Origin of the sequence: Muricoccus roseus, assembly GCF_900141905.1 — a bacterium.
GTDB classification, from domain to species: Bacteria; Pseudomonadota; Alphaproteobacteria; order Acetobacterales; family Acetobacteraceae; genus Roseomonas; species Roseomonas rosea.
The window spans coordinates 52,695-77,230 of record NZ_FQZF01000018.1 but is presented as its reverse complement, the minus strand read 5'-3'; the positions used below and the strand labels follow the sequence as shown (position 1 = coordinate 77,230).

At 70.7% G+C, this 24,536-nt stretch carries 30 protein-coding genes; 10 read left to right on the top strand and 20 right to left on the bottom strand.

From position 1 onward, the window contains the following. Positions 1 to 248: 248 nt before the first annotated feature. On the top strand, positions 249 to 794 hold the full coding sequence (locus BUB97_RS15755; RefSeq protein WP_073136414.1) for a hypothetical protein: 546 nt from the start codon (positions 249 to 251) through the stop codon (positions 792 to 794). A gap of 617 nt (positions 795 to 1,411) precedes the next feature. Here the strand turns inward: BUB97_RS15755 and BUB97_RS15750 are convergent. Then, positions 1,412 to 1,693: a hypothetical protein gene (locus BUB97_RS15750; protein ID WP_073136411.1), complete on the bottom strand. Its 282-nt coding sequence runs from the start codon at positions 1,691 to 1,693 to the stop codon at positions 1,412 to 1,414. A gap of 297 nt (positions 1,694 to 1,990) precedes the next feature. On the opposite strand from BUB97_RS15750, the gene BUB97_RS15745 reads away from it, so the two are divergent. The 7 genes from BUB97_RS15745 (at position 1,991) to BUB97_RS15725 (ending at position 7,376) form a co-directional block, all read left to right on the top strand. Continuing rightward, on the top strand, positions 1,991 to 2,188 hold the full coding sequence (locus tag BUB97_RS15745; protein ID WP_073136410.1) for a type II toxin-antitoxin system ParD family antitoxin: 198 nt from the start codon (positions 1,991 to 1,993) through the stop codon (positions 2,186 to 2,188). Positions 2,189 to 2,192: 4 nt separating this feature from the next. Further along, positions 2,193 to 4,700 carry a hybrid sensor histidine kinase/response regulator gene (locus BUB97_RS15740; RefSeq protein WP_073136408.1) on the top strand — a complete coding sequence of 836 codons (2,508 nt, stop codon included), beginning with the start codon at positions 2,193 to 2,195 and terminating at the stop codon, positions 4,698 to 4,700. Positions 4,701 to 5,004: 304 nt separating this feature from the next. Further along, on the top strand, positions 5,005 to 5,181 hold the full coding sequence (locus tag BUB97_RS26250) for a hypothetical protein (RefSeq protein WP_175562645.1): 177 nt from the start codon (positions 5,005 to 5,007) through the stop codon (positions 5,179 to 5,181). After that, positions 5,178 to 5,474 carry a hypothetical protein gene (locus BUB97_RS15735; protein ID WP_073136406.1) on the top strand — a complete coding sequence of 99 codons (297 nt, stop codon included), beginning with the start codon at positions 5,178 to 5,180 and terminating at the stop codon, positions 5,472 to 5,474. The genes BUB97_RS26250 and BUB97_RS15735 overlap by 4 nt, the downstream gene beginning before the upstream one ends. After that, positions 5,471 to 5,728, top strand: coding sequence for a hypothetical protein (locus tag BUB97_RS15730; RefSeq protein ID WP_073136404.1), 258 nt, complete (start codon positions 5,471 to 5,473; stop codon positions 5,726 to 5,728). The genes BUB97_RS15735 and BUB97_RS15730 overlap by 4 nt, the downstream gene beginning before the upstream one ends. Before the next feature lie 578 nt (positions 5,729 to 6,306). Beyond that, complete coding sequence (locus BUB97_RS26245) at positions 6,307 to 6,447, top strand: hypothetical protein (RefSeq protein ID WP_175562644.1); 141 nt, start codon at positions 6,307 to 6,309, stop codon at positions 6,445 to 6,447. Continuing rightward, positions 6,444 to 7,376 (top strand): hypothetical protein, encoded by a 933-nt coding sequence (locus BUB97_RS15725; RefSeq protein WP_073136401.1) that lies wholly within the window; start codon positions 6,444 to 6,446, stop codon positions 7,374 to 7,376. Before BUB97_RS26245 ends, BUB97_RS15725 begins: the two co-directional genes overlap by 4 nt. 48 nt (positions 7,377 to 7,424) lie before the next feature. Here BUB97_RS15725 and BUB97_RS15720 read toward each other — a convergent pair whose 3' ends face one another. Beyond that, the gene (locus tag BUB97_RS15720) at positions 7,425 to 8,240 is read right to left on the bottom strand and encodes a DNA adenine methylase (RefSeq protein WP_073136399.1); all 816 of its coding nucleotides are present in this window, start codon (positions 8,238 to 8,240) and stop codon (positions 7,425 to 7,427) included. Positions 8,241 to 8,490: 250 nt separating this feature from the next. On the opposite strand from BUB97_RS15720, the gene BUB97_RS15715 reads away from it, so the two are divergent. Together BUB97_RS15715 and BUB97_RS15710 are read left to right on the top strand one after the other, a co-directional pair. Further along, the gene (locus BUB97_RS15715; RefSeq protein WP_073136397.1) at positions 8,491 to 8,718 is read left to right on the top strand and encodes a type II toxin-antitoxin system HicA family toxin; all 228 of its coding nucleotides are present in this window, start codon (positions 8,491 to 8,493) and stop codon (positions 8,716 to 8,718) included. Positions 8,719 to 8,723: 5 nt separating this feature from the next. After that, on the top strand, positions 8,724 to 9,152 hold the full coding sequence (locus tag BUB97_RS15710) for a type II toxin-antitoxin system HicB family antitoxin (RefSeq protein ID WP_073136395.1): 429 nt from the start codon (positions 8,724 to 8,726) through the stop codon (positions 9,150 to 9,152). Positions 9,153 to 9,156: 4 nt separating this feature from the next. Here the strand turns inward: BUB97_RS15710 and BUB97_RS15705 are convergent, their stop codons facing one another. The 18 genes from BUB97_RS15705 to BUB97_RS15620 form a co-directional block, all read right to left on the bottom strand. Next, positions 9,157 to 9,963, bottom strand: coding sequence for an N-acetylmuramidase domain-containing protein (locus BUB97_RS15705; RefSeq protein WP_073136392.1), 807 nt, complete (start codon positions 9,961 to 9,963; stop codon positions 9,157 to 9,159). Continuing rightward, entirely contained in the window at positions 9,963 to 10,466 is a 504-nt protein-coding gene (locus tag BUB97_RS15700; RefSeq protein WP_073136390.1) for a hypothetical protein, read from the bottom strand. Before BUB97_RS15700 ends, BUB97_RS15705 begins: the two co-directional genes overlap by 1 nt. Before the next feature lie 89 nt (positions 10,467 to 10,555). Next, positions 10,556 to 11,077 (bottom strand): hypothetical protein, encoded by a 522-nt coding sequence (locus tag BUB97_RS15695; protein ID WP_073136388.1) that lies wholly within the window; start codon positions 11,075 to 11,077, stop codon positions 10,556 to 10,558. A gap of 57 nt (positions 11,078 to 11,134) precedes the next feature. After that, a complete protein-coding gene (locus BUB97_RS15690) occupies positions 11,135 to 11,614 on the bottom strand; it encodes a hypothetical protein (RefSeq protein ID WP_139281361.1) in 480 nt (159 codons plus the stop codon). A gap of 10 nt (positions 11,615 to 11,624) precedes the next feature. Further along, positions 11,625 to 12,563 carry a hypothetical protein gene (locus tag BUB97_RS15685; RefSeq protein ID WP_073136384.1) on the bottom strand — a complete coding sequence of 313 codons (939 nt, stop codon included), beginning with the start codon at positions 12,561 to 12,563 and terminating at the stop codon, positions 11,625 to 11,627. Next, positions 12,564 to 12,920, bottom strand: coding sequence for a hypothetical protein (locus BUB97_RS15680; RefSeq protein ID WP_073136382.1), 357 nt, complete (start codon positions 12,918 to 12,920; stop codon positions 12,564 to 12,566). A gap of 38 nt (positions 12,921 to 12,958) precedes the next feature. Then, positions 12,959 to 13,771 carry a hypothetical protein gene (locus BUB97_RS15675; protein WP_073136379.1) on the bottom strand — a complete coding sequence of 271 codons (813 nt, stop codon included), beginning with the start codon at positions 13,769 to 13,771 and terminating at the stop codon, positions 12,959 to 12,961. 15 nt (positions 13,772 to 13,786) lie between these two features. Next, entirely contained in the window at positions 13,787 to 16,057 is a 2,271-nt protein-coding gene (locus BUB97_RS25880) for a DUF2635 domain-containing protein (RefSeq protein ID WP_073136376.1), read from the bottom strand. A 130-nt stretch (positions 16,058 to 16,187) separates the two neighbouring features. Continuing rightward, positions 16,188 to 16,385: a hypothetical protein gene (locus tag BUB97_RS15665; RefSeq protein WP_073136374.1), complete on the bottom strand. Its 198-nt coding sequence runs from the start codon at positions 16,383 to 16,385 to the stop codon at positions 16,188 to 16,190. 2 nt (positions 16,386 to 16,387) lie between these two features. Beyond that, entirely contained in the window at positions 16,388 to 17,230 is an 843-nt protein-coding gene (locus BUB97_RS15660; protein ID WP_073136373.1) for a glycine-rich domain-containing protein, read from the bottom strand. Between the two features lie 8 nt (positions 17,231 to 17,238). Next, positions 17,239 to 17,835, bottom strand: coding sequence for a YmfQ family protein (locus tag BUB97_RS15655; RefSeq protein WP_073136371.1), 597 nt, complete (start codon positions 17,833 to 17,835; stop codon positions 17,239 to 17,241). A gap of 4 nt (positions 17,836 to 17,839) precedes the next feature. Further along, complete coding sequence (locus BUB97_RS15650; RefSeq protein WP_073136369.1) at positions 17,840 to 18,940, bottom strand: baseplate J/gp47 family protein; 1,101 nt, start codon at positions 18,938 to 18,940, stop codon at positions 17,840 to 17,842. A gap of 3 nt (positions 18,941 to 18,943) precedes the next feature. Then, positions 18,944 to 19,393 carry a phage GP46 family protein gene (locus BUB97_RS15645; protein ID WP_073136367.1) on the bottom strand — a complete coding sequence of 150 codons (450 nt, stop codon included), beginning with the start codon at positions 19,391 to 19,393 and terminating at the stop codon, positions 18,944 to 18,946. 38 nt (positions 19,394 to 19,431) lie between these two features. Next, positions 19,432 to 19,944: a phage baseplate assembly protein domain-containing protein gene (locus BUB97_RS15640; protein ID WP_073136365.1), complete on the bottom strand. Its 513-nt coding sequence runs from the start codon at positions 19,942 to 19,944 to the stop codon at positions 19,432 to 19,434. Next, a complete protein-coding gene (locus BUB97_RS15635) occupies positions 19,941 to 21,095 on the bottom strand; it encodes a phage baseplate assembly protein (RefSeq protein WP_073136364.1) in 1,155 nt (384 codons plus the stop codon). Before BUB97_RS15635 ends, BUB97_RS15640 begins: the two co-directional genes overlap by 4 nt. Beyond that, complete coding sequence (locus BUB97_RS15630) at positions 21,096 to 21,659, bottom strand: hypothetical protein (RefSeq protein WP_073136362.1); 564 nt, start codon at positions 21,657 to 21,659, stop codon at positions 21,096 to 21,098. Next, positions 21,656 to 22,420, bottom strand: coding sequence for a DNA circularization N-terminal domain-containing protein (locus BUB97_RS15625; RefSeq protein ID WP_073136361.1), 765 nt, complete (start codon positions 22,418 to 22,420; stop codon positions 21,656 to 21,658). The genes BUB97_RS15630 and BUB97_RS15625 overlap by 4 nt, the downstream gene beginning before the upstream one ends. Continuing rightward, entirely contained in the window at positions 22,417 to 24,513 is a 2,097-nt protein-coding gene (locus tag BUB97_RS15620; RefSeq protein ID WP_073136359.1) for a hypothetical protein, read from the bottom strand. Before BUB97_RS15620 ends, BUB97_RS15625 begins: the two co-directional genes overlap by 4 nt. Between the last annotated feature and the right edge of the window lie 23 nt (positions 24,514 to 24,536).

The window sequence follows — 24,536 nt, the reverse complement described above, 5'->3', positions numbered from 1 at the left end:
GGCAAATGACCGGGGCTCAGCTAGCCCGGGAGACCGGAACGAAAGGCATATCCATCATCACGGCGTTTCAAGCCGCCGGAATACGCCGGCCCCCGCCCGGGGGGACGGGCGGGGATACTCGGATCGGAAGAAGCGCAACGGCGCAGGATTAACCTATGGCAGTCTTTGATCGCCCCCGGCGTAACAAACTCGTGCCTGGGCGATTAATCCGACCTCTGGCGCGGACTGCCCCGGGGCGAAGCACTGTTATGCCCCCGCGCCTCAACACCATGGTCCCGATGCCGACGCAGATCGATCTGGCCTTGCAAATTCCGAAGGATCTCGCGGCAGCCATCGGCCGGATAAGCCTCACCGTCAACACCGCCCGGGTGCTGACATTCCTCCTTTACGAAGGGCTCAAACACGGTGGTCACGGCGTCAGCCCGAGGCAGATTTCGGAAAAACAGTTCTTCGCCCTGGCCGATGCCGAAGCACAGAATCTCGTTCTGAAACTCGCCGAAGGTCGCCTTCGTCATGATCCGAGTATCCTGGGCCAGCTGAAAACGACGCTCAGCTTGGCCCAGGAGGCGAGAAGGGAATGGAATGAGGTGATTCACCACGCCGTCATGGTGGACCATCTGGGCCGGTGGCGGGTCATACCGACGACAGGAGAGAAGCGAAGGCGCCCCGTGCGCGGCTACATGGCCCATCTGGAGAAGGTAGAGGGCAACTGCGACCAGGTCTGCCGCGCGCTGGCCGAACTCTACAACGCCATGACGCGCGAACTGGGATGGGCGGCGCCAAACAGGGGCTGACCAGGACCCGATCCGGCCGGATGGACCCGTGCGGCGCATCGCGCCGCGACTTCCCCCGGGCCGGGGACCGGCCGCCGCCTCAGCCGCTGTCGCGCGGCGAGACCCGGACCCGAGCCCCGCCGGGCAACCCAGCCGCCTATTTGTGCTGCCCGCCGCCGCCAGTGGCGCCTGTCTGAGTGGCCGCCGGCGTGCTGCCAGGCCGCGCCGCGGGGCCGGAGGAACAGGCGCTCACCGCAAGCAGGCACGCCACGGAAGCCACCGCCAGCGTGAGCGGTCGGTGCATCGGCCGGAGACGAAGGGAATTCATGGCGCGGGGTCCGGAAAGGTGTGGAGGCCGGCGCCCCGGGCGGAGCCGCCGGTCCTCCGCTCCATAACTCGCCCGGCCTGCACTGGCTGCGATCCGCTGGGGGGAATTCGGCTTCCGCCGCCGCGGAGCCCCCGCCCCGAAAAGGGCGGCCGGGCGGGACGCTCCTCCGCCCCGCCCCGGCCTGACCGCTTCCCCGAAGTAAGGAGCAACGGGGTCGAGCGGCTGAGGTCACTAACCCAGGTTAGTCGACAACAGCCAGTGTCCCCCGGCCCGAACCGGCCGATCGCATTCCGCAGCCAGGCACGGAAGGTCAGTGGGTGCCCGGCATGTCGGAATGCCCTGCGGTCTCCCTCAGCTCCGAACCGGCCAGCGCGCGGCTCGGCCGCCCCGCATCCACCGCGATCTCCGCCATGGCGGAGGCGATCATCGGCAGGGCCGCCCCGTTCGCGCCCGCGACCGATGGGGCCAGGAGCCAGGCCCCGAGGTCCTGGCCGCAGGCATCCGTCATGGTCATCAGCCAGCCGCTCCGGGCCGGGCGCCATTCGAGGGTGAAGCCCTGCCGGTGAATGCTGACCGACCTTCGCGCAGTCATCGCGGCAAGACCTCCTCGTCGAATGGCCAGCGTGCGGAGCGCGGCCAACACAATGAAGGCCGGTGCGGCTCGAATGTTTCCGGGCAGAATACAGCCGGTTCCGTTCTCCGGCATGGATGTGGAGAAGCCAAGCCGAGCGATGCCGCGACGCGCTGATCGGACCGGCGGCCCACGCCCTGCCCTTCCGCAGGGCGGGCCGGACGAGGCGGTTCCCTTCCGCCCCTGCCCTTCTCCGCGAGAGCGCCCCTTCACCATCAATGTTTGATGTCCTCTCCGGGCGATGACATGCCCCGGCCCATGCCGCGCCAGATTTGCAAGAACGTCTCCATCACCCCGGAGATGGATCGCTTCATCGCCGACCGGGTGACCTCGGGCCGATACCAGAACGCCAGCGAGGTCGTCCGCGCCGCGCTCCGCGTGCTGGAGCGCGAGGAGGCTATCGAGCAGGAGCGGATGGCGAGGCTGGCATCCAGAGTGTCCGGATCGGAACGCTAGGCCGGTGCTCGAAGACACGTGCCTGGCCCGGGGCGGCGAGTGCGGTGAGCGGCTCCGCGCCATCGACTGGGTCAGCAATCCGCTTGACCCCGTGGAGGGCTGGCCCCTCTCCCTGCAAGCGGCCGTGCGGATCGTGCTCAGCTCCGACTTCCCCATGATGATCCACTGGGGACCGGAGCTGATCACCTTCTACAACGATGCCTACGCGCCCAGCCTCGGCCGCAAGCACCCCGGCAATCTCGGCCGCCCCGCCCTGGAGTGGTGGGCGGAGATGTGGGACCAGCTGACCCCCATCTTCGACAAGGTCCTCTCGGGGCAGTCGTTCTTCGTCGAGAACGCCCGCTACACGCCCGACCGGGACGGGGCGCAGAGGGAAGCCTACTTCACCCATTGCCACAGCCCTCTCTGGGACGACGAGGGCCGGATCGCCGGCATCTTCCTGGTCGTGACCGAGACCACGCGCCAGGTCGTCGCCGAATGGGACCTCCTCCAGGCGAACGCGACTCTGGCCCAGCAGAACGAGAGCCTGCGCGAAAGCGAGGCGCGGCTGAGGGCGGTCGTGAGCGCCTCCTCGGAGGTGCTGTACTCGATGTCCGCCGATTGGACCGAGATGCGTCAGCTCACCGGTGGCGCCTTCCTGGCCGATTCCCGCCCCGCCAACCGAACCTGGTTCTCGGACTACATCCCCGAGGACGAGCAGCCCCGCGTCCTGGCCGCGATCGGGCAGGCGATCAGCAGGAAAGCCCTGTTCCACCTGGAGCATCGGGTGCGTCGCATCGATGGCAGTGAGGGGTGGACCGTGTCCCGCGCCGTGCCGCTCCTGGATGAGAGGGGCGAGATCACCGAGTGGTTCGGCACGGCCAGCGACGTCACCGCCCGCCGCGAAGCGGAGGTGGCTCTTCGCCGCCTGAACGAGACGCTGGAGCATCAGGTCGCCGAGCGCACGTCCGAGCTGATCCTGTACCGCAACATCGTGGAGTCCGCCCGCTTCCCGATCTGCGCCTACGACACCCACCAGCGCGTCGCCGCCTTCAACCGCGCCCATGCCGCGGAGTGGCTCCGCGTCATGGGCCGCCCGGCCCTGCGGGGCGAGGTGCTTCCCGACGCGTTCCCGCCGGAGCAGGGTGCCTTGCAGCGCGCCTTCGCAGACCGGGCCCTGGCCGGGGAGGAGTTCACCGTCGAGGCCGACTTCGGCAGCCCGGCGCTGGAGATGCCGCATTGGGAGCTGGACTACGCGCCCGTCCGCGACGAGACCGGCACTATTCTCGGCGCCTTCCACCACGCCCGCGACGTCACCGCGCGGCTGAAGGCCGAGGCCGAGCTGGTCCAGGCCCAGGAGGCCCTCCGGCAGAGCCAGAAGATGGAGGCGGTGGGCCAGCTGACCGGAGGCGTCGCCCACGACTTCAACAATCTGCTCACCATCATCCGTTCCTCCGTCGACTTCCTCCAGCGGCCCGGCCTCTCGGAGGAGCGGCGCGGGCGCTACCTCCATGCGGTTTCGGAGACGGTCGAGCGGGCCTCGAAGCTGACCGGACAGCTCCTGGCCTTCGCGCGACGGCAGGCGCTCAAGCCGGAGGTCTTCGAGATCGGAGCCAGGCTCAGCGGCATTGCCGACATGCTCAACACCGTCACCGGCACCCGGATCAAGGTCGTGGTCGAGGTGCCGGAGCGCCCCTGCTTCGTGCGGGCGGATCTGAGCCAGTTCGAGACCGCGCTCGTCAACATGGCGGTGAACGCCCGTGACGCGATGGATGGCGCGGGGCAGCTGACCCTCCGGCTCGACAGCCGCTCGCCGCTCCCGCCCATCCGGGGCCATGCCGGCTCGGACATCCCCTTCGCGGCAGTCTCCGTGACCGACACAGGCTCAGGCATCCCGGCAACTCAGCTCGCCCATGTCTTCGAGCCCTTCTTCACCACCAAGGAGGTGGGCAAGGGCACCGGGCTGGGCCTCTCGCAGGTGTTCGGCTTCGCCAAGCAGTCCGGCGGCGACGTGGACGTGGCGAGCGAGCCGGGCAAGGGCACGACCTTCACCCTCTACCTGCCCGAGGTCGAGGCGCTGCAGCCCGAAGCGCGGGCCGATACCGACTCCCTGCTCTCCCCCGCCGGCCATGGCGAGAGCGTGCTCCTGGTGGAGGACAACCTCGAGGTCGGCCAGTTCTGCACCCAAACCCTGGAGGACCTCGGATACCGGACGAGCTGGGTGACCACGGCGGAGGAGGCGCTGGAGCGGCTCGGCCCCAATGGGGATGGGTTCGAGGCCGTGTTCTCGGACGTGGTCATGCCCGGCATGGGCGGCATCGAACTCGCCCGGCGCCTGCGCGAGAAGCTGCCCGGGCTCCCTGTCGTGCTCACATCCGGCTACAGCCATGTCCTGGCCCGCGAGGACGACCACGGCTTCGAGTTGCTCCAGAAGCCGTATTCGGCGGCACAGGTCGGACGGGCTCTGCGGAGGGTCATTGCACCCCAAGGGGATGGAGCATCCGGGACAGCGGGCCTCCCGCAAGCGGGGTGACGCACCGCCCCCGCGCCGCGCCCCTTGCGGCGGAGTTCAGTCCTCCTCCGGCTCGAAGTCCATGACGCCTGCGACAATGACCGACATCGCAGCGTAGCGACGCATCGTGCGTCGCTGTCGTCGCTGGGGGGGAATGAAGGAATGGCGTCCCGTACGGGATTCGAACCCGTGTTGCAGCCTTGAAAGCCACTTCGCGTAGCGCAGCAACCACTTACGAAGCGCGGTTCTGCCAACGATCCTGGCTCTAGGCCATGAACACAAAGGGAACATCCTGTACAGTGGCTCCGGATGCAGGAGCTTAGCCATGCTGAACCTTCTCCCCTCCCCTCCCCTGCCCGTCAGCCGTGACGCCGGGCGCGCTGAGCTGGTCCAGATCTGGGATGCCCTGGACGCGGGCGGGCGCCGCATGCTGCTGGCCCAGGCGCGCGCGGTGGCTGAGGTCACCGGGCGCGTCCCGCAGGAGCCGGAGCGGCCGGCGTGACCGGCGCGCCGGACTGGCCGGTGGACCATCTCCGGGCCGTTGGCCGGACCTATCGTGCGGCGCGGGGCCGTGGCCTGGATCAGCTCCAATCCGTCGATAAGGCCGAGGCGGCCTATCTCGCGGCGGGAGGTCCAGCACTCGACGCGCGCGCCACCGTGCTCGCGATTGTGGCGCACCTGGCGCGGGAGCATGGGGACTGGCTCTTCGGCCCCGCCCAGGAATGGGTGGAGCGTCACGGCACCCGTGAGCCCACGCATGGCGACCTGTTCGATCCGCCAGAGAGCATCGCATGACAGAGCCGAAGCCCCTCACCCCGGCCGACCCGGCTGACCTCGAGGAGGCCATCTTCTACGCCTTGCGCTTCGGCCTGACCGGGAAGGCGCACAGGAAGAGGATCCGCGAAGATCCCCGTTGGATGGCCCGGCACATTGTCGAGCACCTGGCGCGGGCGAACTATCGGTTCATGAAGGGGCCGCCGCTACCGAACCACAGCACCAGCGACTTCGGCGCGAACCCCGGCGGCCTGCCGGATGGGTGGCGCGAGTAGATGACGAACCCCCGCCCGCAGGGGACGGGCGGGGTACTCGGATCGGAAGTGAGCGCAAGCCGGCGCCGGAAAGCAGCCTAGGCCGGGTTCGCTGCAAGGTTGTGGTCACGAAACGGTGTCCGGATATCCTGTGGATAACGGGAGCGGATCGTTCCGGGGTGGAACCATGGCGCCGCTGCTTCCGCTGTCGCCCCCGGCCGGCATATTCTCGCGTCCTCGCCCGGGAGACATGGCCCTGCGCCCGACCTGCCACGATTGCCGCCACGCTGCGGAGCATCTTCGCTGCGCCGTGGCGCCGCAGTTCCCGGTGCCGCAGCCCGCCAAGCAAACCTGCTCGCGCGGAACCTGGCGCGTACCGTCGAGCAATGAGGACTGCCCCGTGTGCAAAGGCGCCGGGTGGCTTGTGGTGCCCGGCCCCGCCCCGCAGGACTATGAGGAATGCGACCTCTGCTTCAACCCGGAAGGGCGGCCGAGCCCATAATCTCTCTTGTCGAACGAGCGGCGCAGTAACAAAAAGGACCCATTAGAGACAAAGCTGGCCCGGGAGACAGTCAGTGCTTGCGGATGCGGAACTCAAGTTGCTGCTGACCCTCGCGGAATGGGCGCTGGCGATCGAGGAGGCTAATGGGCAGGGGTTCGGCCCCTCCTCGTCCTTCGAGAACATTCAGGCGGCCCTGGGCAGGCTGAAAGAAGCCATGGCCGCGGAGCGGGGCCGGTGAGCCAGGCTGAGATGGACGCGGCCGAGGACGCCGAGCCCACGGCCGAGGAGACCGCCCTCCCCTCCCTGTGGAAGCCCGACCGCGCGCTGCAAAACGGCTTCTACGACCCGCTCGCCATCCAGATACCACGCACGCCCAAGGGCTACGGAAGCCATGAAGGCTTCGTGGTCTGGCCGAAGGCCGAGGCCGAGCGCGAGGGGCCTCGGGTCATGCTGCTGGGCAACTCGTCCAGCATCTGGCCCGGCCACATCTGGGGCATCCACGCGGCGCAGGCGCTCAAGGAGCAGGGGCTACCCATCACCGTCCTGAACGGTGCTGTCCGCGCGCACTCCTCCGCCCAGGAGCTGATGCGTGTCATCCGGGACGTGCCAGCGATCCGCCCCGATGCCGTTGTGGCCTTGTCCGGCATCTGCGACGCGGCGGGCATCGTCATGCGGAGCGACTACCCCTTCGCCCACCGCTACGGCGACGCGCTCGCCAAGGCCGTGATCGACGCCGGCCTGGCGAAGGGCATCTCGTTCGGCGCCAAGGACCCGCGGTCGTGGGGCCGCTTCTGGCTCGACAACCACCGCTTTGCTGCGATGATCTGTGAGGACCTGGACATCCCCTACAAGGCCATCCTCCAGCCCGTTCTGGGTGTGGGCGCCTATCAGCCTACCGCCGAGGAACAGGCCATCATCGACAGCAAGGCCAACAAGATGCTGCGGACGGGGCTCCGCTATCTGGCGGGGCTGCGGGAGTTCTATGGCGAGGTGCAGGAGGCTCTACGGTCGGAGCCGCGCCGCTACGGGCATGTCGTGGATCTATCCGACTGCCTAGTGGGCGAGACAGGTTGCTTCGGCGACCACCGCCACCTCAACACGAAGGGCAACGCCCTGCTCGGGGTGGCCGTGTCGCGCGTGCTGGGGCCGATGCTGCGGACGGCCTGAAACGCAAAAAGCCGCCCCGAGGTCTCCCCCGGGGCGGCTCTAAGCTGGTCAGGATGAAGCGACGGGGCCGCTGATCAGGACCTCTCGCGCGGGCGGGCGGGCAGCGTGCAGGCCGACGGTGTAGCTGACCGTCACCTCCTCGATAGCGAAGCCGCCGAACACCTCCCGCACCCCCGGCGTGTCGTTCAGGGAGAGCAGGAAGCGACCCTTCAGGCCGGCGAGCTGGTCGGCCAGGCGCTCGAAGTCATCGCGGCTGAAGACGCCGTCCCCATAGTCCCCCTCGCAGCCCCAATAGGGCGGGTCGAGATAGAACAAGGTGCCCGGCCGGTCGTAGCGGCGGATGAGATCGGCATAGGGCAGGCGTTCGATCACCACGCCGGAAAGCCGCTCATGCACCTCCTCGAGGACGCCGGCGAGCTTCGCCACGTCGAAGCGGGCCGGCACCGTCGGCGCCACGCCGAAGGTGCGGCCGGAGACCTTCCCGCCGAACCCGAGCCGCTGGAGGTAGAGGAAGCGGGCCGCGCGCTCGAGGTCGGTCAGCGTGTCCGGATTCGCGGCGTTCAGGCGCTGCCACTCCGCGCGGCTGGTGAGCTGCCAGCGGAGCATGTCCATGAGCGGCACGTAGTGGCGCTGCAGGATCCGGAAGAGGTTCGCGACGTCGGTGCTGATGTCGTTGATCACCTCCGCCTTCGCCCGGAAGGGGCGACGGAGGAACACCCCGCCCATGCCGATGAAGGGCTCGACATAAGTCGTGTGCGGGATTTCGCCGAGGCGGGCGATGATCCGCCGCGCCAGGTTCTTCTTGCCGCCCAGGTAAGCAGCGGGCGGCATCGCCGGCAGGGCCGGCGAAAGGGTGGACTCCATGTTCTCGGGACGTTCTACTAGCCCCCTCCCCGGCCGGGGGAAGCGGGGCGGTTTATCCGTGCATGGTCACCAGCCATGCGGCTCGGGCAGTTGCAGCTGCCTGGGCCCCCGCGCCGGTTGCGCGGCGGACGTCGCCGAGGGCTCCGATATTGGCTCTGGCCCGCAGCGAATTCTAGACGGCTGGCAATCGCGTGTCGCCGTGGCTTAAATCGGACAAATCTGCCCGAAGAAGCTTGACGCTCGGACACGAATGTCCGATACCATCCTCATGAAGCCCGCCGACCTCCTCCGCCGCCTCAACCGCCTCGCCACGAAGCGCGGCTGGTCGATCGAGGTGAAGGAAGGCGGGCGCCACACGAAGCTGACGCTGAACGGCCTCTCCACGGTGATCCCCCGGCATCCGGTGGACCTCAAGACTGGCCTGCACCGCGCCATCCTGAAGCAGCTGGGCATCACCCCAGCGGACCTGGAGGAGTGACCCCCATGCGCTACGCGTATCCCGCCGTGCTGACGCCCGAGGACGAGGGTGGCTTCAGCGTCTCGTTCCCCGATGTGCCAGAAGCCCTGACGCAAGGGGAGGACGAGGCCGAGGCGCTGGACATGGCCCAGGACGCCCTGGTGGCGGCGCTGAGCTTCTACGTCGATCGAGGCCAGCCGCTCCCCGCGCCGTCGGAAGTGGCGGGCGCACACCTGGTGCCTGTGCCGGCCATGGCGGCCGCCAAGCTGGCGCTCCACACCGCGAAGGTGGCGCAGGGCATCAGCAACGTGGAGCTCGCGCGCCGCCTGGGGAAGAACGAGAAGGAGGCGCGCCGCCTGCTCGATCCCACCCATGGCAGCCGCTTCGAGGTGCTCGAGGCGGCGCTGCGCGCGCTGGGGCAGCGCGTGGTGCTGGAGGTGGAGGAAGCGGCCTGAGGACCTACAGGCCCAGGGCCCGCGCCGTCACCGGCCCGACCACCCCATCCACCTGCAGCCCGCGCGCGGCCTGGAACTGCTGCACCGCCAGCTGGGTTACCCCGCCGAAGTCGCCATCCACCACCAGCGGAGGCCGGCGGCCGAGGCCGTTCAGCGCGCGCTGCAGGCGGCGAACTGCCTCGCCCTCCATGCCGATTCGCAGCATGCCGACGATGGGCAGCGCCGGCGCGGGCGTGCCGGCCAGGTCCGCATAGACGGCCGCGAGCTTCTGGTCATAGGCGTTCTGGGCGTAGCTCGGCCCGTTGTATCGCCGCGCAAAGGCCGCCCAGGCGCGGGCGCGCAGCAGCGGCGCCAGGCCCTCGTGGATGATGAAGCCCACGAAGGCGTCCAGCTGCCGCCCCTCGCTCTCCCGCATGGCCGCGACGAAGGACTCCACGTCCTCGTGGCCGCAGGCGACATGGTTGGAGCCCAGGATCTGCGCCAGGCCCCAGGAGGCGCTGGAGAGCGCCGCAGCGCGGTCCAGGGAGGCGGCCTGCTCCAGGCGCGGCCACTCCCCTGTCCCGCCGGCGTAGAGGCGCCGGTCCCAGGGCTGGGCCGAGATGCGCGGATGGCTGGCGTCCCAGCGCCGCTTCGTTGCCCGGCTGAAGAGATGCGCCTCGAAGAGGATGCGCGGCCGGCCGTCGGCGAGGAAGCCGCCGGCATTGCCGGTCTCGACCGTCAGCACCGTCTGGACCGTCGGCACGTCCACGCCCAGGGCCATGGCGGCGCGGGCGCGGTCCGCGGGGGTCAGCCCCCGCCCCTGCCCGGCCATCAGCCGGCCAGCCCGCGGAGGCGGGTCAGGGCGCCGGACAGCGCCCCCGTGACCTCGGCCGGGTTCAGCCCGGCGCCGATCGCCGTCCTGGCGCGCTCCTCGATCAGCTGCTGGGTGCTGCCGAGCACCAGGTTGCGGATCTCGGCCGGGTTGGTGCTCTTCAGGAGGTCGAGCGCATGCCGGCCGGCGGCGGCCAGGTCGGCCGAGAGCTTCGCCTCCGCCGCGGCGATCTTCTCCGCCGCCTGCGGGTCCTCCTGGATGACGGCCAACAGCTGCAGGCCGGCGCGCAGGCCCATCGCGGCCAGGCGGTCGAGGGCGGAGGCCTTCTCCCGCTCCTCCGCCTCCGCAGCCTCGGCCCGGGCCTTCAGGGCGGCGGCCTTGTCGAGCGCCGCCCGCTTGAGGGAGCGCCACACGGCGCCGGCGGCGGCCAGGGCCAGGGTGAAGAGCAGCTCGGTCGCATAGGCCTGCGCCTGGGCGGCGAGCGCGCTGATGAGCTCGGGCATGGAGATCTCCGGGCCGCGGACGCGCGGCGGCGCCGCCGGCGTGAGCTCGGCGGGGGCTGATGGGCTCGAGGAGGGGCTTGGAGAGGCGGCTACGGCGCCTCGAGGTGGGTCCGGATCGGGAGGACCCAGGGAACCGGGCGCAGCTCCAGGGAGGGCGCCGGCAGGGTGAAGCTGCCGCTGCGGCGGGGCGTGGGGTTTAGCCGCAGCCCGTTCTGGACTAGTGCGTCACGCATGTTGGTGACCACATCGCCCCAGGCTCGCAGGCGATCGTCCTGCACCCGGTTCGCCTCCTCCCAGCGCCGCTCGGCCGAGGCCTGCGTCGCCCGCAGCTCCACCACCAGCTTGTCGAGGGCGCGGATGTCGACGGAGAGCGCGGCGAGGTCAGCACGGGCCTCCGCCCGGCCGGCGCCCGCGGCCGCGGTCGCGGCGGCCAGGCCCGTCCGGAGTGTCGCGAGCTCCTCGCGGACGGACTTCAGCTCCGTCGCGAGCGCGCCGCTCTCCCGGCCCGAGCTGATGAGGTTAGAGCTGATGAGCAACACCGACCCCGCCGCGGCGACGATGAGCGTCAGCCATGGCGAAGGGCCGCCTGCGGGCGGGTCCTGACGTGGCATGTGTGGATTCCTGTGAGCGGGCGGGGCGAGCTCGATGGTCGCGCGAGGCCCGTCTGATCAGACGCTGATAGCGGCGGCGGCCCGGAACAGGTCGTCCAGCTGCTGTTCGGTGAGCTGCAGGCCGACGGCGAGGTCCGCGATGAGGGGGCTGGCGCGCATGAAGGAGGCCTTGTCCCAAGCCTCCCGGAGCGTCACCGCGCCGAGGGTGTCGCCGGCCTCCTCCATCGCGGCCGCCTTGGCCTCAACCGCCGCGGCCGCGCCGTCGAAGAGGCCGGCATGGTGGAGGGCGGTATGGGCCTGGAAGTTGGTCACCTCGGGCGGCACATCGCCCATCCAGGAGCCGTGCAGCACCCGGGACAGCTGCGGGCCCATGGTGAGCACCCCAGGGGGCAGCGGGAGCGGCTCGGGCGCCCGCACAGTGGCGTAGGCGACCCCGTCCAGCACGAGTGGGCCGATGACGTTGACCTGGCCCACCAGGGCAGCCGCCATAGCAGCGGGCGGGCCATACCAGGCGTGATCGATCAGGGCTTCGCTCATGGGTGCACCTTTAGGCGGCCAAGGCCTGGAGCTGCGCACCGGTGCGCTGCACCGTCAGCAGTCCCAGGCTGTCGAACTCGACAACGGAGGGGAAAACCGCGTCCCCATTGCGGGAGGCCATCCACCCCCGGTTCAGACCGATTGGCAGCTGCAGGCCGGCGAAGGAGAGCGGCAGGCGGGCGTCGATGGTGATGAAGCATCCCGCCGGGCCCCAGCTCATGGCGAAGCGGTGGAGGGTGTTCGCCTGCACCCACCCGCTCGCGGCGTCCTGCAGGTTGCTCCCGGCACGCTGGCCCTGCGCCACAATCGCGCCGCCGGTCGCCACCCGGAACCAGATCCCGTTCGCGGTGGTACCGTCGGTCACGCTGATCACAGCCTGATAGGCGGCGGCCAGCACTGGCAGCAGGAAGGTACCGTAGAGCGTGCCCTGGGCGGCCGGGACCGTGAAGCTGGCGAAGTCGGCCGCACGGGTGGCAGCCACGCCCGCCGTGGTGATCCAGGAGGTGGGGAAGGTTCCCGGCTCCAGCTGCGCGAAGCGCACGTCGCCGGCGACGGTGAGCGTCAGCGTGCCGGCGGGCGGCGTGAAGACCAGGAAGACGCGGTCATTCGCCCCGGTGCCGGCCAGGACACCAGCAGCGGTCCCGGACAGGGTCACGCTCCCGGTGCCCTCGAAGGACAAGGTGTAGGCCTGGGCCGTGACAGCCACGGACTGCGTCGCGAGGGCTGCCGAGTTCAGCAGCAGGTTGGGCCGCTGCAGGCCCTCGATCAGCGCGCGGCGCGCAGGCCCGGTGCGGCGGAGGGCGTTGACGCCGTAGGTTTCCCAGCCAGCCCCGCTGATCGGGCGGGCATTCGCGGCGGAGGCGCGGGCAATCTGACCCGCGAAGCTGCTAGGCCCGACCAGCCGCCGCACACCCTGCCGTCGCATGAGGATCGGGAGAGCGGCGAGCACCTAGAGGTACCACCCGCCCCACTGGATGGAGCGCTCGGCGAGCTGGTTTGCCGCGGCCTTCAGCCGCAGCCAGCGAAAGCCCATGATGAGCCCGGGCTCGATCGCGATAATCTGCCCCGCAGCCCCCGCCAGGGTGATGGCCGCGCCGTAGCGATCGACCACGTCTTTCCAGTCGGCGCTGCCGGCCGCTGGCATGGTCTCCGTGACTGCCGCCTGAACGGTCAGCGCGACACCCGCCGGCCAGTCGCTCGGAAGCAGCAGCCAGGAGAGAGGCCGCTGGCGAATGTCCATGCCGGAGCTGGTCGCCGCGCCGTTCGGAATGACGGCAGCGGAGCCGGCGAGAATGATGTTGGTCAAGCGTGTCCGCTCCTGCCGATAGGTGGTGCCGAGGCCGCTCAGGCCGGCGGCAGGATGAGGGAGGATTTCGTGCCCAGTGCGCGAGCCCAGGCAGCGAACTGCAGCTGCTCGGCCAGCAGGTTCACCGGGTCCTCCCAGATCGTGACGAGGAAGATCTCGCTCTTGCCGCCGTTGCCGGTCGTATGCCGGTGCGAGCCGATCAGGAGCGTGCCGGAGCCGGCAGCACCACGCGGGTTGGTATTGCCGTCTGGGCGGCTCGCCGTGCCCAGTAGGTCCTTCGCCGTGGCGCCGGTACCCGCGTGGCCGATCCCGAAGAACAGGCTCCAGTCCGACACGTTCGTGTCGATCAGGTTTCCGGTGCTGGCAAAGGTCTGCACCCCCGAGTTGAGGGTGGCATAGCCGCACCGGATGTTGCCCTGCATGATTCCGGGCGCCCCGGAGGCCGCGACATCCCCGTAATAGAGGGCGGTGCCGTAGGCGGTGCCCGGGCTCCCATAGTTGCTGACCAACGGGCAAATGGCGCCGGCGCCCGCGTAGCGCGCGAGCACGGCATAGGTGAAGTTGGTGGTCTCGGTCAGCAGCGTGTCGAAGTAGTGCGTCCCGGCCGTGGTGATCATGCCCGTATCGGTCAGCTGCGGCGTGCCGATCACCTGCAGCTTGGGCCCGGCCGGGTTGAGCAGGTTGAGGCGGCTGCGCTCCTCGCGCTGGGCCAGCGTCTCGCCGGGCAGCGCGGGGCCGCCCAGCTTGTAGATGGCGCGCAGTCCCGCCAGCCGGATGTCCGGGATCATCCCGTTGGTCTCGGCCGGGTTGGGCGTGCCGGCCACCTCGAGGAGGGTGGTGCTGAAGCTCATGTCAGGGCTCCGGGCCTATGCGGCCGTGGCGGCCTGGACATCGGCCAGGCACAGGTTCTCGGACGGGTAGGAGAGGCCCACGAGGTCGGCGATGTTCTCGTCAGCGGTCTGGCCGGAGCCGGCCGTGTACTCGTAGCGGTAGACGATCGGCGTGCTGTCGCTGTCGGAGAGGCAGATCGGCGCGCCAGCCCCACCCGCGCGCCCGACCCAAACCGTGACCGTGCCGACGGGATCGCGCCCGAGCGTCGCGACGACCAGGCGCCCGCGCTCGAACTGCGTGCTCTCAATCGGGAGCACACCCGCGCCGTCCTCGGCATAGATGCCACGGCTGGTGGAGGTCTCGATGCCGGAGGGCGCGCGACCGACATACGCGGTGCTGACCTTCACCTCTCCTTCTGGCAGATGCATCAGGCCGACCAGGGTGCGGCCGCGCACCGTCCACCGGATGACGCGAGTGCACTCGAACCCCTCGCCGTCGATCAGGGTCTTGGCTGCCACCTTGCCGGCCGTGCACCCGCTCATGCGGGAGCCGTTGCTGGTCAGGTGGTCGTCCTTGTCCGGCACCGCCTGGTCATTGGCGGCGATGAAGACGCCGGGGACGGTGCGGGCCACCTCGATCTGGGCGCGGGCGATCGCCAGCTGCTGGCTGTCGCTCGTGTACTGGCCGCCCGTCTGGATCAGGTAGATCGGGACGATGCCCGTCTGCCCCGGCACTTGGGACGCCACCTCGGCCCGCATGGCGGCGATGAGGTTGGTCAGGCCGGTCACATAGGCGGAGAAGCTGGTGCCGATCGCATAGTCCTGCTGGCCCTGGCTGTAGAGGATGCCGCCGACACCGAAGGTGAGGCCCGCAGCCGCGGCCTGAGCCTTGGCCGCTGCGATGGCCGCCTGGAAGCGCCCGAAGCGGTTGGGTGAGGCGCCGGGCATCAGCTCCGCGACGCTCATCCCGCCCACACCCGTGGAGGCGAAGACGAAGCGATTCGTCGGGTCGCCTCCGGGCTTGCCGCGGGCCCGCAGCCAGGCAGCCCGGAACTGCGCAGCGAAGCCTTCGAGCGGCGTCTCGCCGAGGTTGCTCGCCCCGAAGGGAAGCGCCGCGACCTCGGCATCCGTCATGACGGTGTTGGTGCCGCTCATGACGGTGGCCTTGAGCGGCGTCAGCGTCGCGGAGCCGCCCAGCGGGTTCCAGGTGGCCGTCCCCCAGCCATGGACCGCCATCCCCATCATCAGGTTGTCGTAGAGGAGGTCGTTCTTGGAGAGCGCCGGCCACGTCTCCCATCCGGCGGCGTGGGACTGGCCATAGCTGATGAACAGCTCCAGCCCGGCAGTCGGCTTGCGGAGATCCACGACGCGGCGGCGCACCTTGTCGGAATAGGCGCGGGCCTCTGCCGCGAACGCGGCCATTTCCGCATCGGTGAAGGCGGAGGAGGATCCACCGCCCGTGATGCTGTCCTCGGCGGGATAATCCGCGCGGCGGAGGTAGCCGCCCTTGGTCAGGCGGAAGCCCAGGAAGCTGCCGTCCAGGTAGCGCAGCACCAGCGTGATGCCGGGCATGCTGATGGAGCGGACCGGCAGGTCCGAATAGGTGATCTTGCCCGTCGGGCCCCAGGAGAGGATCACGCCGCGCGGGCCGGACAGAGTCCAGCCGCCGTCCGCCAGGCGCTGCACCATGAGGCCGCCGGCGGCGAAGTGCTTGGGGCCGTACTCGAAGATGGAGAAGCCATCGAGCAGGGTGGCGTAGGTGATGGAGATCCCGTTCCGGACCAGGCCGGTGATGGTGCGGAGCAGGCCTCCGCCCCAGCCGACGCTCGGCCCCTGCGTGCGGAGACCGTCCGGCGTGAGGCTTCCAGCGACCTTCTGCTCGGCGGCGGCCAGGCGGCCGTCCAGGCCGACGATTGCCCCTGCGGCGGCCGCCACTGGCGCCGCCGTCTCCTGCGTCTCGTCGCGGTACTGGCGCGCGGCCTCGGCCGCGGCCACGGCCTCGGCTCCGCTGCCGAATGCCGCCCAGCCCTGGCCGACCTCTCCGACGCCCTCGAAGCGCTTGGTGTCGCGGTTGAAGCGGAACATGCCCTCCCGGAGGAGGACCGGCCGCTCGGCCGTGGTCCCCGCCGCGACGATGTCCGCGACCTGAGCGGGTAGCCCCTCCTCGTCGGGCAGGATCGTGACATCGCCGTCCTTCGCGCGGCGGCGCCAGTACTCGCTGGTCGCGACGGCGCGGCCGGCCTCGGGAAGGAAGTCGCCCTGCGCAGGGTCCGAAACTTTGAGGCCCGGCTTCGGGACAACGTACATCGTTCACCTCTCCAGGGAGCGGCAGGCCGGCACGCGGCATCGCCGCGCACCCCGGGGGCGCACGGTCGTGCCGGTGTCGGATGGCGTGTGGGTGCTGGTTAGGGGCCGGGGACGTGGCGCCGGCCGCTGATCACTCGACCAGCTGGCGATCGATCACCCGCGTGGTGCTGGCGATCTCGACAAGGGTCAGTCCCTCGTCCGGGTGGAACTCGTCCGCTGGGTTCCAGAGAATGACGTTCACGACCTCGCCCGCCTCGAATTCGAGGATGCTGCCATCCGCCTGGGGCAGAGACAGGCTCTGCGTCGCGATCAATGCATAGGTGGCCATGCTCACCACTCCACGATCACGAGGCCCGGGGCGCCGTTTCCGCCGCCTCCGCCGGCGACACCGCCGGGACCGCCGGCGCCGGGCATGGCCGCCGGACTGCCGTTCTGGGGGACAGTCGCCGAGCTCGCCGCCCCGCCCGGGGGTGAGGAGCCGAACGAGGCACCGCCGCCGCCGCTGAGGACGCCGCCGTCGCCGGTCACGAAGCCAGTGCCGGCACCCTGTCCGACCTGGTTGAAGGTGCCGCCGGCCGCGGTGCCGCCGGCGCCGCCGGGGCCGCCAATGGCGCCATTCCCACCGGCACCGCCGGCGCCGGGGTTGGCCGAGGCGATGCCGGCGACCAGGCTGACGCCGCCCGCCCCGCCCGCTGCCCCAGGCACGCCGCCGGCGCCGCCCGCACCGACCTGGATGGACAGCACCTGGCCCGGTGTGACGGCGACCCATCCCTCGGTGAACCCGGCCCCGCCGCCGCCGGCGCCGGCGCTGTTGGCATTGGCCGAGCCGCCCCCGCCGCCGCCGCCGCCCCAGATGCGGAACCGCATGCGGGTGACGCCCGCCGGGACCGTCCAGCTGCCGCTCGAGGCATAGACCACCATCTGGCGGCCCATCAGGGAGCGGAGCGCCTGCAGCAGCTGCGTCTTGTCCGCCCCAGTGTTGTCGGGCGCGATGCCGACCGCCTGCAGGACGGCCATGAGCTCGGCGAGGACGATGTTGACCACATCGGCATCGAGGATCGTGGCTTCCTGGCCCGCGGCCGGGTTGCCGTTGGTGCCGTAGCCGGGCGTGCCAACAGGCGCGGCCACAGCCGGCAGGATGCCGACCTGCGTGCCGTTCGCGATGAGGCGCATGGCGTCTCCTAGGAGTACTGGAAGAGAAGGGTCGTGTGGGCAGGTGACAGGCGCCGCATCTCGCACTCGAGGACCGTGTTCCCCCAGTCGCGGTAGCGCTCCCCCAGGCCACTCACGCCGAGGCGGAAGGAGCGCACGGTGGTCGTCGGGGCACGGATCGCCCAGACATGGGCCCAGCGCTCATCGTTCAGGCGCGAGCCGAGCCGCATGGCGCCCAGGCGGGCCGGCGCGTACTCGACAATGCTGACGCTGTAGCCGAGCCGGGCCGCGACGTTCACGAAGTAGGGCACGCTCTGGCCCCCGCGCGCCGTCAGCTTCGCGGTCACCTGCGCGCGGCGGAGCTGCAGGGACGGCGCTGGGCCGGCGCAAGGGTCCGGCAGGCCGAGGGAGAGCTCCCATTCCGGCAGCAGGTCGTAGGCGGTCGCCGGAAAGGCGCCGGCCAGCAGCGCACCGGCACGAGCGTGCAAGCGGGCTGCGCTGGTCGCGATGCCTCGGCAGACCCGCCCGATCGCGGTCGTGCCTCCGCCGGGCCAGACGGCTCCCTGGGGCAGCAGCGCACCCAGGATCGCGGCATGATCTGCCGCGTTGCGCTCGATCAGGGGCATGTGGTCAGGCCCAGCTCAGGGTGCCGAGCACCGGCAGATGACCGGTTGGCGGCGTGATCGAGGAGGTGCTCAGGGTGAAGCGCTCGACCCCGTCCACCCCATCGACCGCGGCGAAAAGGTCGTTCTGGTAGATCGTGCCGCCCGGGCTGCCCTCGCGGCGGAACATGGCGCGGAGAGCAGTCTCGATCGCTGCGCGCGTCGCGGAGCTGTCCGCCGCCAGGTCGGAGATGGTGATGTCGACCGGATAGGGAATCGGCGAGACCACATGGACGAGGGCCGTGGCCGGGCGAAGCGGAAAGAGGTGGTCCGCCACGATGCGCTGGTCGCCCGTGGCGGCGATCCCACGCGTCTCGGCACCCGCGACGCCGTCCGTGCCCTGCGGGAAGCCGTCATGGGCCGCCTGCGCGTCGTCCAGCATGACGTAGACCACGACGGTGCCGGCACCGGCGCCGCTGGGTGCCACCCAGGCGCGGGTGACACCTGCGACTTCCATGGCCCAGCGCGTGTAGTCGCTCGGTGCCCCGCCCTGGGGCGGCTCGGCATAGCGAGCCAGGATGCGGGCGCGGAAAGCCTCCTCGCCCTCCTCATCGGCCCCGCCGGTCGCCGGCGTGGCGAGCGTGGCGGCGGAGGTCACGCCGGAGAGGGCGCCGCTGAGGGCCAGCTGGGCGCCCTGCAGCGCATTGCCGACCGCCCCGGCCTCCTCGGCCTCGATCGGCAGGGTCACGGTCCCATTGGCGCCCACGGTGCCGAGGGCGGTCGTGCGGTAGCTCAGCCCGTCGGCTGACCTAGCCAGGCGGGTCCCATCCGGCACCTGACTGCCCGGCGCGCCGGTGAAGGTCGCCTGGGCTGTGGCCGTGGCGGCATCCTTGCGCAGGACGCCCACGAGAGCGCCCCAGGCGACCAGGAAGGCCCCGGTAGCCGTGAAGGGCGTGGCCTGCAGGGCAATCCAGTCGAGATAGCCGTAGAGGCCGTGCACCAGCCCCGCCATGGCCTTCGCCATGATGGCGAGGGGGGAGGCTCGGAGAACCACGCCGCCGACGATCGCGGCCATGTCTTCCCGGGCCTGCCGCACCAGGGCGGTCAGGGTCGGTCGCTCGAAGGCCATTCGTCAGATCCCCTGCCAGGCCCATTCGGCCCGGAGCGCGGCCTGCAAGCCCTCGCCCTGATGGATGATGATGGAGGCAGCCATGCCGGTCGGGGTGCTCCACACGGGCTCGACCTCGACCCGGGCTGCGACCTCATCCTCTACCAGCCAGGCAAGGGCCTCTTCGATGTAGCGGCGCGCGCGGCGCAGGGTCTCCGGCTCGCGCTTGGCCCGGCGGAGGAGCCAGAGGCGGGAGCCGATCGGCTGCTGGTCCACGGTGTTGCCCCACCAGCCGCGTCGGTCCGTGCTGCCAGCCGGCAGCTTGTCGTCGTCTGCTGCCCGGGCATCGGTGAAGAGGCTGATCATCACCGCGGTCTCGAGGGCCGGCGCGGTCAGCAGCTCGCCATTGGCCGTGAATTGCCAGTCGCCCTGGGTGCGCTCGGCATCCCAGACGATCGCGAAATCGCCTTCCATGAGGTTCCTCTTTGCCCGGCATGCGCAGGCGCCGCCTGTCAGGGCGTAGGCGGGCCTGACTGGCCGCCGCCGGGCATGACGCTCGTGTGCTTGTGCTCGAGCAGGCTGATGGTGCCGGCTTTCACGTCCCCGGTCGCCTCGATGTCGCCGTCCTGCAGCAGCTTCGGCACGCCGGTGATGGTCAGGTTGTGCCCGCCCCCGTCGATGCGGATGCCCGTCCTGCTGAGATGCACCTTGTGGCCAAGGTCGTCATGGATCGCGACCTCACCCTCCTCCAGCTCCAGCTGGTAGCGGCGATCGTTGGTCGCGATGATGACGCCGGATCCGCGATTGCCGCCGACGAAGATCACCACGGCGTCGGCGCCGACCTTCGCGCGGGAGGTAAGGCCGTACTGCTGCACCGAAGGCGTGCCGTCGCGGACCTCCGCCCCATCGAAGCGGCACTGGTACCGGCGCACGCCGCTGCCGCCGAGCACCTTGGAGGCGCTGATCCTGGCAATGCCCACGACCGACATCAGGCGCCCGTAGAGACGCTCCACCGTGCCGCTCATGGGATGGGCCCTCCCCCGCCCTCGATCATGCCCCTCTCGTTCAGGGCGGCGTCCAGCTGCGCGTCGAAGGCGGCCAGCAGGATGGGCTCCGGGAGGAAGGCGTCCTCTGGCATGAGGGTGACGTCGGTCAGCGTGCCCTGGGACCCGCGCCGATACGTCACCTCCGCGATGACCCATTCCTTGTCGAGCAGGCCAAGGCTGGGCAGATGCACCGGGGCCCGGAAGCCGGGCTCCCAAAGCCGCCCCGCTGCATCCCGCCAGGAATCACAGACGAGGGTCACGGCCTGCGAGCGGCCGATGCGGCGCGCGCGCTCCCACTGGACCCTCTTGAGGGCTATATCGACCCCGTTCTGCATGGTCTCGGCGATCAGCACGAGCGGGCGAAAGCGCTTGCCCTTAGTCGGCTCTGCGACGCCGATCGCGTCATCCGTGACCCGGGCGCGGAGGTTGTAATCCGGCGAATTCAGGGCCCGGGCCGTGTCGCCCAGGATCTCCGTCGGGATGGTGACGGCCTCGTACAGGCTGTAGCGCTGATCGTAGGCGAAGGAGACATCAGCGTCCTCGACGTTGATCCCCTCGCGAAAGCCGCTGGCCATGGTGTCCTTGCCCAGCTTGGTCAGGATCAGCCGGCCGTCCGTGCCCTCATAGGCCAGGAATTCGGAGTGCCGCGCGACGCGGTCCACGATGTCCCAGCAGCGCTCGGTCAGAATGACGTTGAACTGCGGCACGACCTGGCCGTCGCCGTCCCGGGCGTCCACCTCGATCCCGAAGAGTGCGCAGAGCTGCTCGATGACCTGGCGGGTGGGCGCATTGCTGACCTGGTTGGCCAGGCCGCGCAGATACGCGGAACAGTCGACCAGGTCCTGCGTCTTGCCGCGGCCGGAGACGGTTCGCCGGGAGCCGGAGCGCTTGTTCACGCCCGGGGTGTAGCGATCCACCCAGCCCGTCAGGACCGTGTCATCCCCGATCTTCACCACGCAGCTCAGGCCGGGCTTGGCGATGACGCCCTTGCCTGCCGGGAAACGCTCGTTCACCTGCAGCAGGAAGTCGGGCGGAGTCCGCTCGAGCCCCCGCGTGACGCGCACCTCCTGCCAGCCGAGCAGCTCCTGGCCATCGACCAGCAGCTTCAGGTCACCATCTCGGGCAGGCATTCAGGCTCCGCGGACCATGAAGGTCCCGACGATGAAGTTGGGGTCCTCAGCCGCGGCATAGGCCGAAACCTCATCCGCCCGGGTGACGTCGCCGTAGAGGCGGAACGCCTGCACGAGCGCCGGTTCCGCCTGCGGCACCTCGACGGTGCGCAGGCGTGGCAGTCCCCCGGCCTTGGCGTTCAGCCGGCGCGCGACCGCGTCCCGCAGGCCCCGGAGCGCCGCATAGGAGCGGTCCTCTCCGGCGTCCGCCGCAACTATGATCTCGGCATCCAGCAGGGCACAGACCTGGTCGCGCAGCTGGACAGTCTCGTCCCACGAGCGGGGCTCCGCCTGGGCCACGGCCCGGCCGAGCTCGGCGAGGGCCGCTCGCCGGCACAGCGCGGCCGAGGCGGCCTGGGCAGCCGTCATGGCCCTGCCGATCGCGTCCCCGGCCGCCGCCTGATCCGCGGCACAGGCCGCCAGTGGGGTGAGCAGCCGGATGGCGTCGGCCGGGTCCAGGGCCATGTCCCGCACCAGGCGGGCGAGATCCTGGGCCGCCGCTGCCAGGTCGGAGAGGGTGCTCACAGCAGGTCCACCAGCTTGGAGATCCGCTCCACGCCTCGGGTCACCGCCCGGCGCGAGCTCATCAGGCGCGACACCGCACCGTCCACGGTCGAGAACACCCGGTTCACCTGGCCGAGCGGGCTCCGCAGCCCGCTCGCAAAGCGGCCGAGGGTGCGGTCGAGGCCGGGGACCACGGCCCCGACGACGCCCAGCGCGCTGCGCGCGTCGCCGATGAGGCGGGAGGCAACTGAGGTCCAGCCGGACACCGTCTGGCGAACCTGCCGAACCACGTCGACACCCTGCTGCAGGGCACTGCCGGCGCCCTTCACGAAGTCGGCTGCGGCGCCCAGGTCCAGCTCATCGGCCCATTTTCCGACCGATGCGCCGAGATCCTCGACGGCCTTGAGGCCGCCCAGCTGGTTGCCGGGCTCCAGGAAGTTGAAGGTCAGCTCCACCACGCGACCGAGGTCGTGGCGCCAGAGCGGCGCGAGCTCCTGGCAATGCACCTCGAGCTCGCCGAGCGTCGGGTGCACCAGCGGCCCCGGCCCTTCCTCCTCGGCCGCGGCGATCATCCCGCTCTCGCGCTCGATGACGTCGTCGCCGACGAGGAAGCCGGTGATGCGGATGCGCCGCCCGGCGCGCCCGAGATCCTCGATCGTGATGGAGTCCCGGAAGGGGTACTCGTGCACGGCCAGGTTCCGGCCGAAGCGGCCTTCCAGCGCCCACACCCCGAAGGAGAGGCCCCGCCAGGAGGCAGGGTGGAGGCTGTCCTGCCAGCTCATGGGGTGGTCCCCAGCTCAGGCCGAACGACCCTGCTCTGCCCATCGGAGGTTCGGGTGGTGACAGTGGTCGGGAGGGGGCTCTCCACCCGCACGCGGATGTCCATGCCCGGGCGGGCTTCTCCAGCTCCGGAGGGGCCTGCGGCGGGCGGGGCGACGCCCTGGCCAGGCCCGCTCGACGCTGCAGCGGGCCGACCGAGGCCGAGGGCAACGCCCCGCTCGATCTGGCCGGCATCCACCCCCCGCCCGTTCTCCATCCGCGCCATGGCGCCGACGACGCGGCGGAGGGCCCCCGCGTCCTGCCAGTCCATACGGGCGTTGGGGTCCAGGCCCGTCTCGGCAGCGACGCGCTGGATGTAGCCGGCCGTGTCGTTCCGGTCCTGAGGTGGCGCCCAGAGGGTGATCATCTTGCCGAGCGTGTCAGCGCCGCGTCGCTGGGCGTGGATCTGCATCTGCCGGACGGAAGCGGCGATGCCGGCCTCCATCGTGGCGTAGCGGCCGAACCGCCCATCATGTGGACGGGACGCATCCAGCCCCTGCTGGCCGGGGACGTAGGAAAGGTTCAGCGGGTTGTTGTTGCGGATCCCGCGGGGTGCACCCCCCTCTCGGCCGGTCACATCGCCGGCGGGGAGATCGTCCTGCGCCTGGCGGCGCGTGTGCCCCGGCGCGAGACCCGTGATGCGCTCGGGCCGGTTCACGAGGCCGAAGACGGCAGCGAGGTTCTCCCCCACCTGCCGCCACGCCCTCCAGCCGCGATCGGCATCATCGAGCGTGCCGGGTGCCGTTGCCGCGGCGCCTTGCCGGCGCGCGGCGCTCTCGCGCCCAGCATCCAGAAGGCCGTTCCACTGACGGCCGAGCCAGTCGTCGCGGCGCCGAGGGATGTAGTCCTGCCCATCCGTCTCGGCACGGCGCTGCCGCTCTTCCGCCGCCGCCGCGGCGTCGCCCTCGGGCAGCGTCCCAATGGGGCCTGAGAGGCTCCAGCGTTTGCCCTGCCCGGCGCTGCTCGCGTCCCTGTCGAAGAACCAGCGGCCGAGCGGGCTCTCGGAGAACGCGCGGACGCTCTGGTACCAGGAATTCCAGGTCCGCAGGATCTCGCCCAGCTCGCGCCCGAAGCCCTCCGGAAAGCCGATCTGGCCTAGATCGCGAGCGATCTCGCCGACATGGCCGGCGCCCTCCCTGATGGCCTGCCAGGGCATGGCATTGAATCCGTCGGCGACCAGGCCGATGCCCTGGTCCACCTTCAACCCCACCCACTCGCGATTCATGGCCAGCCAGGTGCCGAAGCGGTCCATGAGGGGAACCATGACGGGCGCGAGGCGGGCGGCCAGCGTGTTCGCCAGGCCCTGGCCGGCCAGGCTCAGGCGCCCCTGCGCCTCCTCGAACTGCCGCGCCGCGCGGGCCCCCTCCTCGCTCGTGGCGCCGTAGCGGTCCGCCTCTTCACGGAGCTCCCGCAGCCCTCGCCGCCCGCGGACGATCAGCGGGAGCAGGCCCGGCGGCAGGCGAAGCGCCGCCATGACGCGAGCCGTGAGGGCGGGATTGCCGATCCCCTCGAGCGCGCCGGCGACCTCGGGCAGAACGTCGGCCGCCGTGCGCGCCTGGCCGTTCGCATCCCTGAGGCTGACCCTCAGCTGGCGGAGGTACATCATGGCCGTGTCGTCCCGGCCGCCCATGGCGTCCGTGATCGCGTCGCCGAGGCCTTCCAGGCCCTGCGCCATGTCCTCGGCCGAGGAACCGGCGATCCTGGCGGCTGCCTGCAGGGAATTCAGATCCGGCACCGCGGTGCGGGTGCGATAGGCCACCCGGCCGAGGTTGGCGCCCATCCGGGCCCAGCCGTCGGCCAGCCGGTAGACGCCGACCACGCTCCCGGCCGCCGTGATGGCCGAGAGAGAGGGGACGATCGCCGACAGGCTCTCGGCGGCGCTCCGCGCCCCTGTCCGCAGGCGGTCGAAGCCGAAGCCCCGGCTCGTCTCGGCGCGGAGCTTGGCGAAGCCGGCGCTGAGGTCGATCGCCCCGCGCCGCATGGCCAGCAGCGGCTTGCTGAGCGCGTCTACGGCGCTGATCGTGACGCTCAGCGCACCCACAGAGGAGGCGGTCATCTCAGAGGCGCCCCTTCTCGGCC

Bases quoted from the DNA above. Each gene is read 5' to 3' on its own strand.
- BUB97_RS15620 (WP_073136359.1), bottom strand. From the start codon at position 24,513: ATGACCGCCTCCTCTGTGGGTGCGCTGAGCGTCACGATCAGCGCCGTA.
- BUB97_RS15715 (WP_073136397.1), top strand. From the start codon at position 8,491: ATGTCCGATACCATCCTCATGAAGCCCGCCGACCTCCTCCGCCGCCTC.
- BUB97_RS15650 (WP_073136369.1), bottom strand. From the start codon at position 18,940: ATGGCCTTCGAGCGACCGACCCTGACCGCCCTGGTGCGGCAGGCCCGG.
- BUB97_RS15700 (WP_073136390.1), bottom strand. From the start codon at position 10,466: ATGCCCGAGCTCATCAGCGCGCTCGCCGCCCAGGCGCAGGCCTATGCG.
- BUB97_RS15695 (WP_073136388.1), bottom strand. From the start codon at position 11,077: ATGCCACGTCAGGACCCGCCCGCAGGCGGCCCTTCGCCATGGCTGACG.
- BUB97_RS15750 (WP_073136411.1), bottom strand. From the start codon at position 1,693: ATGACTGCGCGAAGGTCGGTCAGCATTCACCGGCAGGGCTTCACCCTC.
- BUB97_RS15645 (WP_073136367.1), bottom strand. From the start codon at position 19,393: ATGGAAGGCGATTTCGCGATCGTCTGGGATGCCGAGCGCACCCAGGGC.
- BUB97_RS15640 (WP_073136365.1), bottom strand. From the start codon at position 19,944: ATGAGCGGCACGGTGGAGCGTCTCTACGGGCGCCTGATGTCGGTCGTG.
- BUB97_RS15720 (WP_073136399.1), bottom strand. From the start codon at position 8,240: ATGGAGTCCACCCTTTCGCCGGCCCTGCCGGCGATGCCGCCCGCTGCT.
- BUB97_RS15625 (WP_073136361.1), bottom strand. From the start codon at position 22,420: ATGAGCTGGCAGGACAGCCTCCACCCTGCCTCCTGGCGGGGCCTCTCC.
- BUB97_RS15665 (WP_073136374.1), bottom strand. From the start codon at position 16,385: ATGGCCACCTATGCATTGATCGCGACGCAGAGCCTGTCTCTGCCCCAG.
- BUB97_RS15745 (WP_073136410.1), top strand. From the start codon at position 1,991: ATGCCGCGCCAGATTTGCAAGAACGTCTCCATCACCCCGGAGATGGAT.
- BUB97_RS15690 (WP_139281361.1), bottom strand. From the start codon at position 11,614: ATGAGCGAAGCCCTGATCGATCACGCCTGGTATGGCCCGCCCGCTGCT.
- BUB97_RS15705 (WP_073136392.1), bottom strand. From the start codon at position 9,963: ATGGCCGGGCAGGGGCGGGGGCTGACCCCCGCGGACCGCGCCCGCGCC.
- BUB97_RS15730 (WP_073136404.1), top strand. From the start codon at position 5,471: ATGACAGAGCCGAAGCCCCTCACCCCGGCCGACCCGGCTGACCTCGAG.
- BUB97_RS15755 (WP_073136414.1), top strand. From the start codon at position 249: ATGCCCCCGCGCCTCAACACCATGGTCCCGATGCCGACGCAGATCGAT.
- BUB97_RS15710 (WP_073136395.1), top strand. From the start codon at position 8,724: ATGCGCTACGCGTATCCCGCCGTGCTGACGCCCGAGGACGAGGGTGGC.
- BUB97_RS15675 (WP_073136379.1), bottom strand. From the start codon at position 13,771: ATGAGCTTCAGCACCACCCTCCTCGAGGTGGCCGGCACGCCCAACCCG.
- BUB97_RS15635 (WP_073136364.1), bottom strand. From the start codon at position 21,095: ATGCCTGCCCGAGATGGTGACCTGAAGCTGCTGGTCGATGGCCAGGAG.
- BUB97_RS25880 (WP_073136376.1), bottom strand. From the start codon at position 16,057: ATGTACGTTGTCCCGAAGCCGGGCCTCAAAGTTTCGGACCCTGCGCAG.
- BUB97_RS15655 (WP_073136371.1), bottom strand. From the start codon at position 17,835: ATGCCCCTGATCGAGCGCAACGCGGCAGATCATGCCGCGATCCTGGGT.
- BUB97_RS26250 (WP_175562645.1), top strand. From the start codon at position 5,005: ATGCTGAACCTTCTCCCCTCCCCTCCCCTGCCCGTCAGCCGTGACGCC.
- BUB97_RS15660 (WP_073136373.1), bottom strand. From the start codon at position 17,230: ATGCGCCTCATCGCGAACGGCACGCAGGTCGGCATCCTGCCGGCTGTG.